Here is a 16,872-nt window from a genome sequence, read left to right on the forward strand (position 1 = left end):
CCCTGCCGATAAGTGCGGCGATGAGGCTCTTAGCTTTTTCGATTTTCGTTGTTAGTTCTTCTGTCCGTTCATCTCTTCCACGCCGTCCAGCGGCTTATCGAACTCGCCGGGCAGGCGCAGCGTGTGCAACCCCGCTTCGAGGCGACGGATGTAGTTGCGCTTGTCCGTCTCGGGGGCGTAGACAAAGCCTTCGGCTACGACCACGCGGTGGTTCGCCTCGTCCAGCCGGGCGAAGCTGACGAAGGGTCCGCCCATCATGTCGCCCTCCATCTTCCACAGTCCGCGCAATACGCCACAATACTTGCCCTGAAGCGTCCGCGGCGTGTAGGTGAGGCCGATGGGCTGCGTCGTCATGTGCGAGTTCGGGTAGGCTCCGGGGATGTTCGCGCCTAGGATGGAGTCACGCATGTGCTGCATGTATTCCAGCGTGAAGGTCTTCTCGTCGGTGTAGGGAAAGGTGTAAACCACCACGTCCATGCGACCCGTGTTGGCGTTGTTCGAGGCCCAGAAGAAGTTTGTGGTGTCCTTAAACGAGGTGATGTCCGATGGCACATTGAGCATCACGCCGAACTTCGACTTTACCGAGTCCATCACCAGCGAGCTGTACGTCTCCTGCATCACCTGCGCCATGCGCATCATCTCCAGCCGCGTGAAATAGTCCGTCAGCGCGCCGCGATGGTCGGCCAGATAGGTGAGCACCGACGCCTCGTCCGGCGACGAGATGTAGACCACCACCTGCCCCGTCGCCCAGCGATCCTTCTCCGCCCGAACGGACAGCTTCGTGTAGCGCTCGGCGTCGACCGTGAGGATGATGATGTTGCGCACATAGGTTGTCAGCCCGTTGAAATCGTCCGGCGTGACAAACGTCACACGCATCGACGGCTCGGCTTGAGGCAGCCCGCTGATAGGCCGCTGCAACTCGGCGCGCAGGCTCACGCCCACCGTGTCGTCCCAGAGGGCGCGCGTCGTCACCACCTCCACCTCGTACGGCATGCCGGTGGCCGAAATGATCGACGGCGACGTGTGGCATGCGCTCCATAACAGGGCCACAAGGCCCATGATCATCGTCAAGAAAAAGGTCCTTTTCATATTGTCTTCTCTCTCTGTTTAGTTGTCCTATATATAAATGTATATGTGTACGGCCCAAAAGTAGCGTGCGCCCTAATGTCTCTTCTCTAAAAGTCGCTTGGTCGAGAGCATGCCGCACGCGGCCTGAATGTCCTCCCCGCGCGAAGTGCGAATCGTGCAGACTACGCCCCGCGCATTCAGCGCGTCGCGAAACCAGATCATCTTCTCCGCCGAGCAACTCCGTAGCGCCACGCCCGGGATGGCATGAAAGCGGATCAGATTCACCCGGCAGGGCAGCCCCCGAAGCAGCGCCGAGAGCGCCTTCACGTGGCGCATCGTGTCGTTTACGCCGTCGAAGAGGATGTACTCGAACGACACCCGCCGGCGGTGCGCAAAGTCGTACTCCTTGAGCAGCGCCACCACCTCCTCGACCGGGCAGGCTCGCTCGGCCGGCATCAGTCGGGCGCGCTCCTCGGCGAAGGGCGAATGCAGGCTCACGGCCAGATGACACTCACTCTCGGCCAGAAACCGCCTGAGCGGCGCCGCCACGCCGACGGTCGAGACCGTGATCCGCCGCGGGCTCCACCCGACTCCGTAGCTCGAGGTGAGGATCTCTAGCGCCTTCAGCACCTCATCCACGTTGTCTAACGGCTCCCCCATGCCCATGAAAACGAGGTTGGTCAGTTGTGTCGCCTCGGGCAGCCGGAGGATCTGGTTCATGATCTCGCCCGCCGTCAGGTTCGCCCCCAGTCCCTGCCGCCCCGTCATGCAGAAGTGGCACGCCATGCGGCATCCCACCTGCGACGAGACGCAGAGCGTGTCTCGCTCCTCGGCCGGGATATAGACCGCCTCCACGAAACGCCCCGCGGCGGCTTCGAAGAGGTACTTCACCGTCCCGTCCTTCGACTGCGCCGCCTCCGCCGGCTCACGTGCGCCCACGGTGTAGCCCGCGGCCAGCACTTCCCGCTTCCGCAGCGCGATGTTGGTCATTTCCGCCACCTCCGACACGCGTTTCTTGTACAGCCAATCGGCCATCTGACTCGCCGCGTAGGCCGGCAGACCCACCTCCGCGGCCACTGTGCGCAACTCCGCGATGGTCATCCCCAGCAAACTCGTTTTCTGCTCCATTTTCCCTTTTGTCATCGATAAAAACGGCCCAAAAGTCCGTCATTTTTCCCTTTCCGCACCGCTCTTCGGCCCATGCGGCGGCATTTGCGGGAGTACCCGCTGGGGCCGCGTCATTTGCCGGGAACCCCACGCAGCCTGCGCAAACGCCAAAGCAAATGCCGCAGAACTCACGCAGGCTGCGCAAACGCCAAAGCAATTGCCGCAGGACTTGCGCAGGCTGCGCAAACGCCAAGGCAAATGCCGCGAGACTCGCGCAGGCTGCGCAAACGTCAAGGCAAATGCCGCAGGACTTGCGCAGGCTGCGCAAACGTCAAAGCAAATGCCGCAGAACTCGCGCAGCCCGCGCAAACGCCAAGGCAAATGCCGCGGGACTTGCGCAGGCTGCGCAAACGCCAAAGCAAATGCCGCCGGAACCTCAAGCAGGCTGCGCGATTAAACCCGTATTAATCCAGCACCACGGGCCGCTCAGGGTGACGGCGCAGCTCGTCGACCATACGGATATTCTCCGGCAGGGTGCGGTCGAGCGAGAGCGGCGGCAGGTTGTCGAGGGCGAAAAAACGCTGGTCGAGGATGTCGAACGTGCCGGCCAGCTCGCCGCCCGTGACGGTGCAGAGGATGAACATTTTGTAGACGTAGAGCGGCGAGGCGGGGTAGTCGTGGCAACGCTTGTCGAGCACGGCCAGGAGGCGCTCGACGCGCACGTCGAGGCCCGTCTCCTCTTTCGTCTCCTTGACGGCCACCTCCGAGGGGGTGTAGCCCACGTCGGACCATCCGCCGGGCATGGCCCAGCGTCCGTCGGCCTTTTCGCGCACGAGGAGGATCTCGTCGCGGTCGTTGAAGATGGCAGCGCGGATGTCGACTTTAGGGGTGACGTACTCCTTCATGGGGTGGTAGCAGGCGGCGATCTCCTCGTCCGGGAGGCCGCTGACGATGGACGTGATGCGGTCGCTGAGGCGGAGCAGCTCCTGGCAGCGGTCGGTCTCGTAATCACTCACGGAGTACGAGAGTCCGGTCTGCGCCAGAGCGCGCATGCGCTGTGCGATGGTGATGAGTGCTTTGGCTTTTTCCATAGGGAATAAAGATCGAGGCGCCCCCCTCATTGCTGAGAGTGACGCCCCGAAGAGAAATACCATTAAAAAATAACAATCCGGAGAATGTACCTCCAAATGATGCGTTTATCCGTTCACTTTAGCCATGTGTGCGATGAGGTCGAGCACCTTGTTGGAGTATCCGATCTCATTGTCGTACCACGAAACGACCTTCACGAACTTATCGGTGAGGTAAACACCGGCGTTGGCGTCGAAGATCGAGGTCAGGGTGCAACCGAGGAAGTCGGACGATACGACAGCGTCTTCGGTATAGCCGAGGATGCCCTTGAATTCGCCTTCTGAAGCCTCCTTCATGGCCTTGCAGATAGCCTCCTTAGAGGCGGGCTTAGCCAGGTTGACGGTCAGGTCGACCACCGATACGTCGAGGGTCGGGACGCGCATAGAGATGCCGGTCAGCTTACCGTTCAGGGCGGGGATCACCTTGCCTACAGCCTTAGCGGCGCCGGTAGACGAGGGGATGATGTTGCCACTGGCGGCACGTCCGCCGCGCCAGTCCTTCATCGAGGGACCGTCGACGGTCTTCTGCGTAGCCGTTACGGAGTGTACGGTGGTCATGAGTCCGCTCTCGATGCCGAAGTTGTCGTTCAGCACCTTGGCGATGGGGGCAAGACAGTTGGTGGTGCAGGAGGCGTTAGAAACGATCTGCGTGCCCTTCTTGTAAGCGTCGAGGTTGACGCCGCAGACGAACATCGGGGTGTCGTCCTTCGAGGGGGCAGACATCACGACATACTTGGCGCCGGCCTTGAGGTGGCCTTCGGCTTTTTCCTTGGTGAGGAAGAGGCCGGTGGATTCTACCACATACTCGGCACCGACTTCGTTCCACTTGAGGTTGGCGGGATCTTTCTCGGCGGTGACGCGGATCTTCTTGCCGTTCACGGTCAGGGTGCTGTGCTCTACGTCAGCCTCAACGGTGCCTTCGAAGCGGCCGTGCATGGTGTCGTATTTCAGCATGTATGCCATGTAATCCACCGCGCAGAGGTCGTTGATGCCTACTACTTCGATGTCATCTCTCTTGATGGCTGCACGGAAAACGAACCGTCCGATGCGGCCAAATCCATTGATACCTACTTTTGTCATTATCGTAAATCTTTAAAGGGTTGATGATTGTGTGATGATTGTATATGTTGCTCGAGCGCTAACAGCCACAGGGCGTTGCGCAAGATGTGAGCCATGCGGTGAGGAGGGCTGCGGTACAGAGGATGGTGATGATACGCCTCATTCTTTCTCTTTAGGGGGGGATCGCCTCAGTAGGAGTTTACCGGCTACCGGGGCGGGGTGTCACTTTTTCTTTTTTCGGGTGAAGGCACCACCGATAATCCGCTTGACGCGCTTGATGCTCCAAGTGATAAGAAGGGGTTGTGCCACCTCCCATGCTAGCGGCATCCACCCGGCGCCAATTGAGACCATCTTGGGCACCTTGAGCAAGGTCGATAGTCCCATGGGAAGCCCAGGGATGGCGGGTGCTGCGGCTGGACGTTTGGCAAACGATTGCGGACGCGGTCGCTGTTGCGTGGTGGATTCAGTCTTCTCTGCTTTCGGTGTACCGGTGCTGGAGAGCAGTGCGGATACGCCGGAGAGCAGCAGACTGCCCGCATTGTCTTGGAGATACCGGGCGTGCACTGCGAGTCGCTCTTCTTGCTTTTTGCAGAGCGCTTCTAACTCGCGTTTCTCAGCCTGCAGTTTGTTCAGCGGAGTTTGTGGCAGGGTGGTCGTTGTCATGAGGTGCGTTTGTAACGGGTGGAGTGTCTTCGTCGTCTTCGTCATTCATCAACATATCGAGTATAGCATTGAGGATCAGCCTCCGAATTTTAGTCTTGAAGGCTACTACACCTCCGACGAGCATGACATAGAGAATGGCGACGATGGAGAATCCGACGCCGGTGGAGTGTAACCATTCGCTCAGAAAGAATCCGAGCGCCAGGAAGAGGAAAAGGGTTAGGAAGAAAGCGAGGGTGAGTAATATTAAGCTGTATGAGAGGACGGAAAACACTTTCCCCGCCTTCTCATACGCCCCCAGTTTCAAAAGCTCAAGTCGGAGCTCTCCGTACCGGGTCAAATCCTTCTTAATCTCCTGGAAGAATTGCTCCGAATCGCGCTTCATAAACTGTTACACGAGTTCGGCATCTTCAGCGGCGCTTTCCACCTCGTCGATAATCGGAGCTACGCGGCCTTCCTTGTATTTCGAGATGGCCATGTTTACGGTGCTCTTCACCTTTCCGACTACGTCGTTAAGTTCGTCGATGAGCTGTTCGCGCTTATCTGTTGCGGCTAAATAGCCAATGGCGGCTCCAACTGCCCCGCCGATTAGAAGTCCCAGTAAGAACTTGGAGTCTACATTATTCTTCATATTGACCTACAATTAAAAATCCGTTAGTGTTTTCGGCAAACGTACGCATTCGGGAGAATAAGATTCTGCCAAATAGAGGGCTTTTAATGATCTTTACCATTCCCTCGCAGCCACCACTACAGCCCATTCGTTACGGGATGAATAGAGGCTTGATGTCATCCGTTGCGAGCGGCATTCCTGCGCTATGGTAGACACATCCGACTCATAGAATCCACTCAAATAGAGACGTCCGCCCGAGCGAAGCGCAGACACGTAATGCGAAATATCGCGCAGAAGGATATTCCGATTGATATTGGCGAAGATGTAATCAAACGTACCGCAGGCTGCTATCTGCTCGGCACCGCAGTGGAGAACATGAATGTCGGGCGTATTGTTCAGCCGACAGTTCTCGATGGCGTTGCGATAGGCCCACTCGTCATTGTCGATGGCTACGACACGGTGCGCGCCCTTCTGTGCGGCCAAGATGGCCAGCACGGCGGTACCGCAGCCCATGTCGAGTACCTCCCGACCGTGCAGGTCGAGCGGCAATATGGCTCGGACCATCTGCTCTGTCGTAGCGTGATTACCCGTACCAAAGGCCATACGCGGATCGATGACGATCGTGTGCGCAAAACCCTCTTCCGGCTGATGGAAGGAGGCACGGATGAGGCATTCGTGACCGATGCGCACGGGCTGGAAATAGTTCTTCTCCCACTCCTCGTTCCAGTCACGATCGGGAACGGACGTGTGCGTGTAGCGGATTACGATATCCGACAGGGGAAAGTCGGCGAGCAGCTGTGCGAGCGACTCGGGATGATAATCCGCCACAGGGACGTAGGCGTTCAGTCCGTCGGTGTCGGGAGCGAAGCTATCGAAACCGATCGCGCCCAGCTCAGCGGCCAAGACGTCGTTGATCGTGTCCGCATCCATCGTTGCGGGATGGTCGTAGGTGAATCGAAACTCGTAGTATTCCATCGGTGTGCAGGGGGTCAATCCTCAAAGTCTCTCAACGAGCGGAAGGCACGTTCACGGGCCGAAGCATCGGGCGTAAAGTTGGCTGAGGCCACGAGACTCTCGATCTTCTTGCGTTCCTCGGCGGTCAGCTTCTCGGGGACGTAAACCTTGATATTGATCAGCAAGTCGCCCGTACCGTAACTGTTGACCGAAGGCAGACCTTTGTTGCGCAGGCGAAGCACCTTACCCGACTGTGTGCCCGGCTCAATCTTCACCTTCACGCGACCGTCGACCGTCGGGATCTCGACCGACGCACCCAGAGCGGCTTGCGGGAAAGAGAGCAGGAGGTTATAAATAAGATCGTTCTCGTCACGGAGCAGTTCCGGGTGACGTTCCTCCTCGACGAGGATCAGCAGGTCGCCATTGATACCGCCACGACGCGCCGCGTTACCCTTCCCCTCCATCGACAGCTGCATGCCTTCGCTCACACCTGCGGGGATATGGAGTGTGATCACCTCTTCAGCACGCACGACGCCCTCGCCATTACACTCGGCGCATTTGCGTGTGATCGTCTCGCCCGATCCGCCGCACGTGGGGCAGGTGGACTGCGTCTGCATTTGGCCAAAGATGGAGTTGGCCACGCGCGTCACGTAACCGCTGCCATGGCAGGTGGGGCACTTCTCGACGGCCTTCTCGTCCTCTGCCCCACTGCCGTGACAGTGTGTGCAGGGCACGTATTTCTTGACCTTGATCTTCTTCTCCACGCCCGTAGCGATCTCCTTGAGCGTGAGTTTCACCTTCACACGCAGGTCGGAGCCACGCTGCACGACACGTCGGCCACCGCCGGCGTTGCCGAAGCCGCTAAAGCCTCCGAACCCAGAGAAATGTCCGCCGAAGAGGTCGCCGAACTGCGAGAAGATGTCTTCCATCGACATACCGCCGCCGAATCCACCCGCACCGCCGTCGGCTGCACCGCTCATTCCGGCATGTCCGAAACGGTCATAACGGGCGCGTTTCTCGTCGTTGCTCAGCACGTCGTAAGCCTCAGCGGCTTCTTTGAACTTCTCCTCCGCCTCCTTATCGCCCGGGTTACGATCCGGGTGATACTGGATGGCCTTTTGCCTGTAAGCCTTCTTTATCTCGTCTGCTGAAGCGTTTTTCGCCACGCCCAGCACTTCGTAATAGTCTCTTTTTTCCACAGTCTTCTATTCCTCTTAGTTGATATTGGAGAGAATCATTCACCGACGACCACCTTAGCGTGGCGGATCACCTTATCGTTCAACACGTATCCCGTCTGCACACAATCGATCACGCGCCCCCTCTGCGCCTCGTCTGGGGCGGGGATCATGGCGACGGCCTCAAACATCTCCGTGCCGAAGGGTTGCCCGACGGCCTCGATGGGCTTCACGCCCTGCCGACCGAGGTAGTCCATGAATTTGCTATAGATCAGCTCCACGCCCTCAGCCACAGCCTTCGGGTCGGTCGCCTTTTTCATCGTATCGAGTGCCCGTTCGAAATCGTCGATCACGGGTAGTAAGCCGATCAGTGCACCCTCACCGCCGCTCTTGATCAGATCAGACTTTTCGCGTAGGGTACGCTTGCGATAGTTGTCAAACTCGGCGCGCAGTCTGAGGTAAGAGTCGTTCAGCTCGTTGTATTTGGCTTCCCAGTCGGTCGTGGCTTCACCTCCATCTGGCGTTGCTGCAGTGTCTGTCAAATCGTCAGCTATAACGTTTTCGGCTGACGTGTTTTCTGTTTCACTCTGCACTTTTGTCGCCTCTGTGCCTTCTTCGTTCTCTTGATTATTGGCCGTCATTGGCTCGTTTCTATCCATATGATACTATATTTTGATTGTTCCTATTCTTATATGTGTCCCCTCCTTAGCAAATATGCTGCCAGAAGTTGGCCCAGATTCTCCTTGGGATAGCTGCATGGTGATAATAGATGATCCAAGGCCGGAAATTGGCTATCACAGCCCTAGCCGCCGCCAGGGCAACTGCATCAATACCGCACCAGCCTTCAGGCTTTTCGCCGACCTGTGGAGATCCCACCCCCACGCGTGATCTTCCTTTCCGTAACGTGAGTTCGACGAGGGAATGGGGGGCCTAATCCATAGAGATGGCCTTTGATAGCGCGCTGCAGCGGTCATAGTGCTTTTGGAAATGCTTGCAACACTGTTGCAAGTCTCACGAAAAACTTTCAGGCGTTTGCAACACCGTTGCAAGTCTCACGAAAAACTTTCTGGCGTTTGCAACACCGTTGCAAGTCCCACGAAAAACTTTTCGGCGTTTGCAACACCGTTGCAAGTCTCACGAAAAACTTTCTGGCGTTTGCAACACTGTTGCAAGTCCTACGAAAAACTTTTTGGTGTTTGCGGGAGTCCCGCAAGTCTCTCGAGAAACTTTTTGGTGTTTGCGGGAGCCCCGCAAGTGCCTCGGAAAACTTTTTGGCGTTTGCGGGAGTCCCGCAAGCCCCACGGGAAATGCTTTGGCGTTTGCGGGAGTCCCGCAAGTCTCTCGAGAAACTTTTTGGCGTTTGCGGGAGCCCCGCAAGTGCCTCGGAAAACTTTTTGGCGTTTGCGGGAGTGTTGCAAGCATTTCCAAAAACGTTTTGGCCATGGCGTGGCTTCCGTAGAAACTGCTGACTCTATTCTTACGCCGAACCCCACGTTTCGTAGATGAACAGAAGGCTCGGGAAGGTGCCGTTTTGATGCGGTCGCCCTGCCAGAGGCCGCTCGCAAGGCGGGGCGAAATCAAAACTGCTTCTATATTTGCCGCCGCAAAAAGAAAAAACGACGGTTCCGTAGCTCAGTTGGATAGAGCAACAGCCTTCTAAGCTGTGGGTCGTGCGTTCGAGTCGCACCGGAATCACCAACCTTCATCATTCATTACAAGCCCTTGCGCCTTCTGTTTTTAGATCCAGCGCAGGGGTTTGTTCTTTATCTGTAGGAGTGTTTCCATCCCACCAGACACCATACTCGAAAGCCCTTCTGAGCCCCAAAATCAATGATTCCAGCATTTCGGATGCCAGTCGAAGTGCTTCGATGCACACCGCGAGGGATACCATCCGTGTTCCGGATTCTCCACGATTGCTCACCAATCGATGGGCGACTCGCCGAGGGCTACTAAATAGTCGTTGGCGCGACTGAAATGGCGGTTGCCAAAGAAGCCGCGATGGGCCGACAGCGGCGAAGGGTGGGGCGAGGCGAGGACGAGGTTGCGCGAGGTATCGATCGAGGCGCCCTTCTTCTGTGCATACGCTCCCCAAAGCATGTATACGAGGTGCTGTCGCTCGGCGTTGAGGCAACGGATGGCGGCGTCGGTAAACGTCTCCCAACCATGCCCCTGATGCGATCCGGCACGGTGCGCGCGGACGGTCAGGGTGGCGTTGAGCAGCAGCACGCCCTGATCGGCCCAACGCGTGAGGTCGCCGCTCGTGGGGCGCGGTCGGCCGAGGTCGTCGGTGATCTCTTTGAAGATGTTTTGAAGCGAGGGGGGAAAGGGCGTGCCGTCCTGCACCGAGAAGCAGAGCCCGTGCGCCTGGCCGGGCTCGTGGTAGGGGTCTTGACCGATGATGACCACCTTGACGCGGTCGAAGGGACAGTGCGCAAAGGCGTTGAAGATGTTCGGCCCAGAGGGATAGACCGTCGCTTGGCGGTACTCCTGACGCACGAAATCGGTCAGTTTCACGAAATAGTCTTTCTCAAATTCGCCGGCCAGACGTGTCTTCCAGCTCGGCTCCATTTTTACGTCCATGTTGTTGGGTTGTTAGGGTAGTTATAAGTAGTAGGGAGTAGTTCGGGTGCTTTGTTTTCTCCTCACTTGGCTTTGAGGGTGAAGTGGAAAGTGGTGCCACGCGACTCTTCGCTGTGGGCAGTGAGGCGGCCGCCGTTGCGCTCCACGAAGTGTTTGCAGACGACGAGTCCGAGGCCGCTGCCGGTCTCGCCCCGGGTGCCGCGCGTGGACTGCTCGCGGCCAGCGTCGAAGAGGGTGCGCAGCTTGTCGGCCGACATGCCCACGCCGTCGTCAGCGACGGAGACGGTGATCCATGCGCCGTCTTGCCGCGCGGAGATGGCGATGCGGCCCTCCGGGTGACTGAATTTGATGGCGTTCGTGAGCAGGTTGCGCAGGACGGTGGCGACCATGTTGCGATCGGCGTTGGCGCAGAGATCGTCCGAGACGTCGACGGTGAGGCGGATGGACTTCGATTCGATGGGCATATGCATGAGCGAAACCTCGTCCTCGACTACACGGCTGAGCGAAAACGTAACCGGGGTAAAGGGAATGCGGCCCGTCTGCACACGCGCCCAGTCGAGGAGGTTGTAGAGCAGCTCCACCTGTGCGTCGGCGGACTTGAGGAGCATGGCGTAGTAATGCGAGAGCGATTCGGCGTCCAGCTCTGCAGCGTCGTTCACGAGCGCTTGCAGGGCGTTGCGTTGGGCCAAGGCGGGGTTCTTGAGGTCGTGCGAGATGATGGAGAAGAACTTGTCTTTCGTCGCATTCATCTCGTGCAGTTCGCGGTTGCGCCGACGTTGCAGGCGGATCAGCAACACGGCCAACACGAGCAGGACGATGAGCACCGACCCGATCAGGACGGACGAGAAGAGGATGAGCTGCCGATTGGCCTCCACGGCCTCGTTGCGACGGTGCAGGCGGAAGACCTCCGCGTCGTTCTTCTCGCGTTCGTAGCGGATGCGATTTTGGACCACCTCTCGCTCGTCGCGCTGTCGAGCCATGCTGTCTCGACAATCTAAGCAACACGCCTGCCGATCGGAAGCCGCGCGATAGTCACCCCGCCGACGGTAATACTCGGCCTGACAGTAATACGTTTCCTCCAAATGGCCGAAGGAATGCGCGCGGAGGGCCACGACCTCCGTCTCGTCGAGCAGCCGACGCGCCGCCTCGAGGTCGTTCTTCTGTAGGTAAATCCAAGCCATCGATAGGGCAGCCCGCTGCCGATTCCACACCTCACCTTCGCCCTGAAGAACTCGGTAGGCGGCGCGGTGGTGGACGAGCGCAGAGTCCATTTCGCCGCGTTTCATGAGCAGCTGTCCGATGTGATTGTGACAGATAGCTATGCCCGTGGCCGATCCGCCGCGGATGTTGCGCTCCAGGGCGCGATTGTAGAAGACCAAGGCGGAGTCGTTCTGCTTGCGGTACTCGTAGATACTACCCAGCGTGGAGTAGTTCATGGCCACGCCATTGTTGTTGCCCAGCTCCTCGTCCAGTACGATGGCGCGGCGGAAGAAGATCTCGGCCTCGTCGCCGTCATTGAGGTATTTATAGACGTTGCCGAGGTTGTTGTAAAGGAAGGCACGCATACGTTTGCCCTCGGGCGAGTCGGCGCCAGAGAAGGTCTCCACACGGTGCAGCGCATCGTAGAGTCGGTCGGAAGCCTCGAAGAGGGCGCCCATGCGTCGATAGCCCGTGGCTGCCGTGTTTTGCAGCGCAGCCTCGAGGATCGTGTCGGGCGTGTCATGCAGCGCCTCAATCCCCGTCTGCACCACCTGCGCCGCCTCGGCAAACCGCTGCTTGTTCTGCAACGCCATCGCGGCCGCCCGACAAGCCACGGCTACCGCCACACTGTCACCCGAGGCACGTGCTTCGCGAAGGGCCACCGGAAGCGAATCGACCGAGGTCCAGCGACGCGCATTGAATAGCGCCTCGAGCGAGTCTCGCCGTGCCGCCCGTTCCGCGGCCGTCGGTTCCTGCCGACGCTCCCCGCCGCGTTGGCAGCCCGTGGCCACGGCACCCACGATCAGGCACCATAGCACACCGAGCCACGCACGCTCCGTCGTCGTTCTTCGTCTACGTTCGATGGTGGTCATTCTATCCATTGACTCCGTCCGTCTTCTCACCTCTTCCGGCAAAACGCCGTTTGTCGCTTTCAGAAGCTGTTTGGAATTTATTAGGGTAGAAACAGGCCCCGGATAGACCAGAAATAGAAATGGGGGAGATTCGCCCAAACAGCTTCATAAAACAATCATCCAATACATTCAAACCAGCTTCTACATATGTCCGGGGGGGATGGCGCGTGCACCCCTCGATCGGGAGATCGCGGCCCATTCCGCTCTTCAAAAAGAAGCCCCGTCGGCTAAAAGCATGACCGACGAGGCTCCTCGAAAACACTATCTATACTATAACAATTACATCTTCATTCCTAATCTAAAGCGCCTCACGGCGAAGAATGTCGAAGTAGTGACCCCGGTGCGACTCAAACGCACGACCTTCAGAACCGGAATCTGACGCTCTATTCAACTAAGCTACGGGGCCTCAATTGCGCCGCAAATATAGACGGCTGTTTTGAATTGCTCTAAGTCGACAGTGTAGGTCGGGGCTTTTCAAGTCTGAAAAGCCGAATCGACAGTGTAGGTCGGGGCTTTGCAAGTCTGAAATGCCGGATCGACAGTGTAGGTCGGCGTTTTTCAAGTCTGAAATGCCGAATCGACAGTGTAGGTCGAGGCTTTGCAGGATTGAGAAACGGCCTCTAACCCGATCAGGGCTTCTTTCTCCCAACAACCCTCCTTAAAAATAGGGATTGTGGCGCCCTACACGGGCCGATACTTTTGCCCCAAAAACAAGAAAGCACTGTACCCACTATGGTAAACATCCTAAACACAATCCGCCTCGGTCGAGGCGTCCGCCTGTTTGGACTGGCCTTCATCCTCCTACTGTCGTTCGTCTCTCTGTTTGCGCAACAGGACGGCACGGGCGTCTGTCAGGGCGGCGTCACTGACGCGGAGACACACAGGGCGCTCGAGGGCGTATTGGTGCGCGATGCCAGCGGCTATCATGGCGCCGTGACCGATGCCGAGGGGCGTTATAGCGTTGCGCTACCGGCCGGACGATTCAAGCTGACCTTTTCTTGCTTGGGCTACACCTCGCAAACACTGACGGTAACGGTCGGTCGAGCAGGCACAACGCAACTCGACGTGGCGCTGCGACCGGACGACAGTCAGCTGTCCGAAGTCGTCGTGACCAGCAAGAGCGCGGCGCAGCGCCTGCGTGAAGCTCCGTCGGCCGTGACCGTGGTCGATGCCTCGGCCCTGCGCTATCATATGGCAACGCTCAACGAGGTGCTCGACAAGACGGCCGGCGTGCACGTAGCGCGACAGGGCGGCATGGGCAGCATGGCGCGTATCCTGGTGCAGGGCCTCGACGGTAAGCGCATCGGCGTCTTCGTCAACGGTGTACCCATGGGGAGTTCGGAGGAGTTTTCACTCGGATCCATCCCGCCCGACATGGTGCAGGAGGTGGAGATCTACAAAGGCATCGTGCCGGCTTACTTGGGGGGCGACGGACTGGGTGGGGCGGTAAACATCATCCTCAAGGACTTCCAAAACGATCACCTCGAGGCCGCGTATGGCATCGGGTCCTACCACACGCACACGGCCAACTTCCAAGCCAAGAAATACCTGCCCGCGGCCGGTCTGGCTGTCCGCGCGGGCGGCTCATTCGACTACTCCAAAAACGACTATACCTTCAATTCCCCCTTCGAACTTGGGCGCATCATCCGCCGCGATCACGACGCCTATCGGCGCATAGCCGCTGAGGTGGGCGTCGCTTTTACCCACCTGCCGCTCGACCACGCAGAGCTGTCCGTAGGCTACGAAAACCTCTACGACGAGATCCAAGGCGGGCTGATGAACGTGCAGAACAATATCCGGCACGCCTTCTCGCGCTACAATTCCCTCAACATCTCCCAAGCGCTGTCCAAGCGACTCGCCGACGGCCGATTCTCGATCCTACTCAACGCTTCGCAGGGCTTGGCTGTGGCCAATCAGGTGGACACCTCGCATTACAGCTACGACTTCCTCGGCAATCGCTTTCTCAGCGCCTCTGTGCAAGGCGAGGTGGGTTCGCTGCCGAACGATTCCCGCGATCGATACACGAACCTACAGGAGCGACTCAACGCCAACTATCGTTTCAACGAAGTCCACGCCCTGAACGCCAACATCACCCACCGATACAACCGCAAACTACCCAAGGACGACTTGGCCGACAGCTATTCGCGCTTCCCCACCGGCGGCTACCCGAGTCAGTTACATGCAATCGTGGCCGGCCTGACGTACGAGTTGCATCTGGCCGGTGGACGCTGGGTCAATGAGGCGGGGATTAAGCTGTTCTATTACCAATCGGAGGTCATGCCGTCGCCTGAGCGAGTGGTGCTACAAGAAAAATTGACGGCCGCCAAGAATGCTCAGGCGGCACCGGGATGGAGTGAGGCCATCGCCTGGCACCCCAGCGAAGCACTGACCGTGAAAGCCTCCGTGCAATCGCTGCGCAGAATGCCCACAGCCGACGAGATGTTTGGCAACGGTGTGCTGATCTATCCCTCCTATATGCTCCGCCCCGAACAGAGCCTGAACATGAACCTCGGGGTCGGATGGATCGTCCGTTCCGGGCGCTATCCGCACGCCCGCATCGAGGTCAATGCTTTCTACATGCATCTCACGGACATGATCAAAATGATGTACGGCACCATGTATATGGCTTACGAAAACATTGGCCGAGCGCGTATCACGGGCGTGGAGGGCAGCGTGGATGCCGGCCTCTTCCCGTGGCTCGACGTGAGGGGCAACGTGTCCTGGCAAGATGCACGCGATACGCGCCGCGACGCCGTCGGTGGCGGGTCTAACTTCCACTACAACTACCGCATCCCCAACACGCCCTACTTCTTCGGCAACTGCGACATCAACCTGCACGCCGACCACCTGCTGGGCCGCAGATCGCATTCGGCCCTGACCCTCGGCTTTGAGTTCACGCACCGATTCAATTACAACTGGGAGGCTCCCGGCGATCGCAGCTCGATGGAGATCCCTTCGAAATACGAAGTGAACGTGGGCCTGCACCACGCCTTCACTCCTCAGTGGCAGCTCGGCCTGGAGGTGCGCAACCTCTTCGACCGCGAGAACTGGGGCGAATACCGTTACCCCTTAGAGAAGCGCACCCTGCACTTCAAAGTCAAATACACGCTTAACAAACTTAATACGATCAAGGAATGAAAAAGAGCAATTTGTACGGCCTACTGCCCACCGTGGCGGCAGCCTTGGCCCTGATGTTATCCACATCATGCGGCGAGAACGACACCCCAACGCCAAAGCCCGATCCCAAGCCCGGACCGAACCCTATGCCGGAGGAGGCGGTGCACCATTACGCCTTCGCGGCAAACGTGGACAATGCGTTTTACATCACCACCTTCGAAGACTTCAAGGAGGGCCTGAAGACCGACTTCAAAGGTGCCATCAAGCTGGCGTCCGGGCACCTCTTCATAGAGAAGTTTGGCGACTACGTCTACATGCAGTCCGGCTCCATGTATGGACAGCAGGGCGAGCAGACGCTCTATAAGTACGCCCTGAGCAAGACGGGCCGCCTCTCGGAAAAACCCGTGGCACAGCTGGCCTTCCCCGGATCGCCCAACGTGGTGGAGATCATCTTCGCCAGCGAAACGAAGGCTTACGCCGTGACCACCGGTAGCCGCGGACAGCTCATCGTCATCAACCCCTCCACCATGACGGTCGTCAAGGAGATCGACCTCTCCGCGTACGCCGAGGGCGACAACGACCCGGACGGTGGCAATGGCATTGTGCGCGACGGCAAACTGTTCCTCCCCCTCAACCAAGCCAAATCGATGCAGGAGATCCTGCCCACAGCGGCGCAAATAGCCGTCATCGACGTGGCCACGGACCGCGTGGAGAAGGTGATCAAGGACGAGCGCGCTACGAGCCTCGGCATGGTGGGCCACACCTGCCCCGTGACGGACGAGGCGGGCAACATCTACTTCTACACCGGCCCCCGGTCAGCCATGATGGCGCAGTTCATGCCCGGAAAGGGTTACAAGGACGGCCTGCTGCGTATCAAGAAGGGTGAGACCGACTTCGACAAGGATTTCTACATGAGCCTGCAAACCACTAACGGCGGCGAAGTGGGGTCGTACGGCTTGTATATGGCCTACGGCGGCAACGGCAAGATCTACCTCATGCTCTACAAGCCGAGCCTCGTGACCGAGAAGGACGATCCGAACATGACCAAGAACCGCAGCTTCGTGCCCTACGAGGTGGACGTGCGCGCCAAGACGGGCCGCGTGCTGCCCATGCCCGCCACCGTGGCTTGGACCTCCAGCGCCATCATCCGCGTAGGCAACGCCATCTACTTTGGCGAGCAGACCAGCGAGGGCATCGGCTTCTATCGCTACGACATGACCACCGGCAAAGGCAGCAACAAACCCACCGTAGAGACCCCCTCGGGCGCTTACAAGGTGATCGCACTCTAAGAGATAGGAGGCACA

At 58.5% G+C, this 16,872-nt stretch carries 14 protein-coding genes and 2 tRNA genes; 3 read left to right on the forward strand and 13 right to left on the reverse strand.

The features are described 5' to 3' along the window. Positions 1–51 precede the first annotated feature (51 nt). The 10 genes from C7123_RS01215 to C7123_RS01260 all read right to left on the reverse strand — a co-directional run bounded on the left by C7123_RS01215 (position 52) and on the right by C7123_RS01260 (position 8,419). A complete protein-coding gene (locus C7123_RS01215; protein WP_069175500.1) occupies positions 52–1,089 on the reverse strand; it encodes a DUF4837 family protein in 1,038 nt (345 codons plus the stop codon). A gap of 72 nt (positions 1,090–1,161) precedes the next feature. After that, positions 1,162–2,196, reverse strand: coding sequence for a 23S rRNA (adenine(2503)-C(2))-methyltransferase RlmN (gene rlmN, locus C7123_RS01220; protein ID WP_069175501.1), 1,035 nt, complete (start codon positions 2,194–2,196; stop codon positions 1,162–1,164). 443 nt (positions 2,197–2,639) lie between these two features. After that, on the reverse strand, positions 2,640–3,266 hold the full coding sequence (locus C7123_RS01225) for an NUDIX hydrolase N-terminal domain-containing protein (RefSeq protein WP_037981987.1): 627 nt from the start codon (positions 3,264–3,266) through the stop codon (positions 2,640–2,642). 105 nt (positions 3,267–3,371) lie between these two features. Next, positions 3,372–4,382 carry a type I glyceraldehyde-3-phosphate dehydrogenase gene (gap, locus tag C7123_RS01230; protein WP_037999042.1) on the reverse strand — a complete coding sequence of 337 codons (1,011 nt, stop codon included), beginning with the start codon at positions 4,380–4,382 and terminating at the stop codon, positions 3,372–3,374. A gap of 201 nt (positions 4,383–4,583) precedes the next feature. Beyond that, complete coding sequence (locus C7123_RS01235; protein ID WP_069175502.1) at positions 4,584–5,024, reverse strand: hypothetical protein; 441 nt, start codon at positions 5,022–5,024, stop codon at positions 4,584–4,586. Further along, complete coding sequence (locus C7123_RS01240) at positions 4,975–5,406, reverse strand: phage holin family protein (RefSeq protein ID WP_069175503.1); 432 nt, start codon at positions 5,404–5,406, stop codon at positions 4,975–4,977. The genes C7123_RS01235 and C7123_RS01240 overlap by 50 nt, the downstream gene beginning before the upstream one ends. 6 nt (positions 5,407–5,412) lie before the next feature. Further along, positions 5,413–5,652 carry a YtxH domain-containing protein gene (locus C7123_RS01245; protein ID WP_037981983.1) on the reverse strand — a complete coding sequence of 80 codons (240 nt, stop codon included), beginning with the start codon at positions 5,650–5,652 and terminating at the stop codon, positions 5,413–5,415. Positions 5,653–5,745: 93 nt separating this feature from the next. After that, positions 5,746–6,606, reverse strand: a complete 861-nt coding sequence (gene prmA / locus C7123_RS01250) for a 50S ribosomal protein L11 methyltransferase (RefSeq protein ID WP_069175504.1) — start codon at positions 6,604–6,606, stop codon at positions 5,746–5,748. Positions 6,607–6,620: 14 nt separating this feature from the next. Then, the gene (gene dnaJ, locus C7123_RS01255; protein WP_069175505.1) at positions 6,621–7,784 is read right to left on the reverse strand and encodes a molecular chaperone DnaJ; all 1,164 of its coding nucleotides are present in this window, start codon (positions 7,782–7,784) and stop codon (positions 6,621–6,623) included. Between the two features lie 35 nt (positions 7,785–7,819). Further along, complete coding sequence (locus C7123_RS01260) at positions 7,820–8,419, reverse strand: nucleotide exchange factor GrpE (RefSeq protein ID WP_069175506.1); 600 nt, start codon at positions 8,417–8,419, stop codon at positions 7,820–7,822. 962 nt (positions 8,420–9,381) lie between these two features. On the opposite strand from C7123_RS01260, the gene C7123_RS01265 reads away from it, so the two are divergent. Beyond that, a tRNA-Arg gene (locus C7123_RS01265) sits at positions 9,382–9,458 on the forward strand. Between the two features lie 219 nt (positions 9,459–9,677). On the opposite strand, the gene ung is transcribed toward C7123_RS01265, so the two are convergent. The 3 genes from ung to C7123_RS01280 form a co-directional block, all read right to left on the reverse strand. Beyond that, positions 9,678–10,340, reverse strand: coding sequence for a uracil-DNA glycosylase (gene ung / locus C7123_RS01270; protein ID WP_069175507.1), 663 nt, complete (start codon positions 10,338–10,340; stop codon positions 9,678–9,680). Between the two features lie 62 nt (positions 10,341–10,402). Beyond that, complete coding sequence (locus C7123_RS01275) at positions 10,403–12,421, reverse strand: ATP-binding protein (RefSeq protein WP_069175508.1); 2,019 nt, start codon at positions 12,419–12,421, stop codon at positions 10,403–10,405. Positions 12,422–12,783: 362 nt separating this feature from the next. Next, positions 12,784–12,857 (reverse strand) — tRNA-Arg (locus C7123_RS01280). A gap of 326 nt (positions 12,858–13,183) precedes the next feature. On the opposite strand from C7123_RS01280, the gene C7123_RS01285 reads away from it, so the two are divergent. Then, positions 13,184–15,589 carry a TonB-dependent receptor gene (locus C7123_RS01285; RefSeq protein ID WP_069175509.1) on the forward strand — a complete coding sequence of 802 codons (2,406 nt, stop codon included), beginning with the start codon at positions 13,184–13,186 and terminating at the stop codon, positions 15,587–15,589. After that, positions 15,586–16,857, forward strand: coding sequence for a YncE family protein (locus C7123_RS01290; RefSeq protein ID WP_069175510.1), 1,272 nt, complete (start codon positions 15,586–15,588; stop codon positions 16,855–16,857). Before C7123_RS01285 ends, C7123_RS01290 begins: the two co-directional genes overlap by 4 nt. Positions 16,858–16,872 lie beyond the last annotated feature (15 nt).

The sequence above is a fragment of the Tannerella serpentiformis genome (assembly GCF_003033925.1).
In the GTDB taxonomy this organism is placed as follows: domain Bacteria; phylum Bacteroidota; class Bacteroidia; order Bacteroidales; family Tannerellaceae; genus Tannerella; species Tannerella serpentiformis.

Coding starts and splice junctions, on each gene's coding strand:
- C7123_RS01240 (WP_069175503.1), bottom strand. CDS start 5,406: ATGAAGCGCGATTCGGAGCAATTCTTCCAGGAGATTAAGAAGGATTTG.
- C7123_RS01275 (WP_069175508.1), bottom strand. CDS start 12,421: ATGGATAGAATGACCACCATCGAACGTAGACGAAGAACGACGACGGAG.
- C7123_RS01290 (WP_069175510.1), top strand. CDS start 15,586: ATGAAAAAGAGCAATTTGTACGGCCTACTGCCCACCGTGGCGGCAGCC.
- rlmN (WP_069175501.1), bottom strand. CDS start 2,196: ATGGAGCAGAAAACGAGTTTGCTGGGGATGACCATCGCGGAGTTGCGC.
- C7123_RS01245 (WP_037981983.1), bottom strand. CDS start 5,652: ATGAAGAATAATGTAGACTCCAAGTTCTTACTGGGACTTCTAATCGGC.
- C7123_RS01225 (WP_037981987.1), bottom strand. CDS start 3,266: ATGGAAAAAGCCAAAGCACTCATCACCATCGCACAGCGCATGCGCGCT.
- C7123_RS01285 (WP_069175509.1), top strand. CDS start 13,184: ATGGTAAACATCCTAAACACAATCCGCCTCGGTCGAGGCGTCCGCCTG.
- C7123_RS01215 (WP_069175500.1), bottom strand. CDS start 1,089: ATGAAAAGGACCTTTTTCTTGACGATGATCATGGGCCTTGTGGCCCTG.
- gap (WP_037999042.1), bottom strand. CDS start 4,382: ATGACAAAAGTAGGTATCAATGGATTTGGCCGCATCGGACGGTTCGTT.
- ung (WP_069175507.1), bottom strand. CDS start 10,340: ATGGACGTAAAAATGGAGCCGAGCTGGAAGACACGTCTGGCCGGCGAA.
- C7123_RS01260 (WP_069175506.1), bottom strand. CDS start 8,419: ATGGATAGAAACGAGCCAATGACGGCCAATAATCAAGAGAACGAAGAA.
- prmA (WP_069175504.1), bottom strand. CDS start 6,606: ATGGAATACTACGAGTTTCGATTCACCTACGACCATCCCGCAACGATG.
- C7123_RS01235 (WP_069175502.1), bottom strand. CDS start 5,024: ATGACAACGACCACCCTGCCACAAACTCCGCTGAACAAACTGCAGGCT.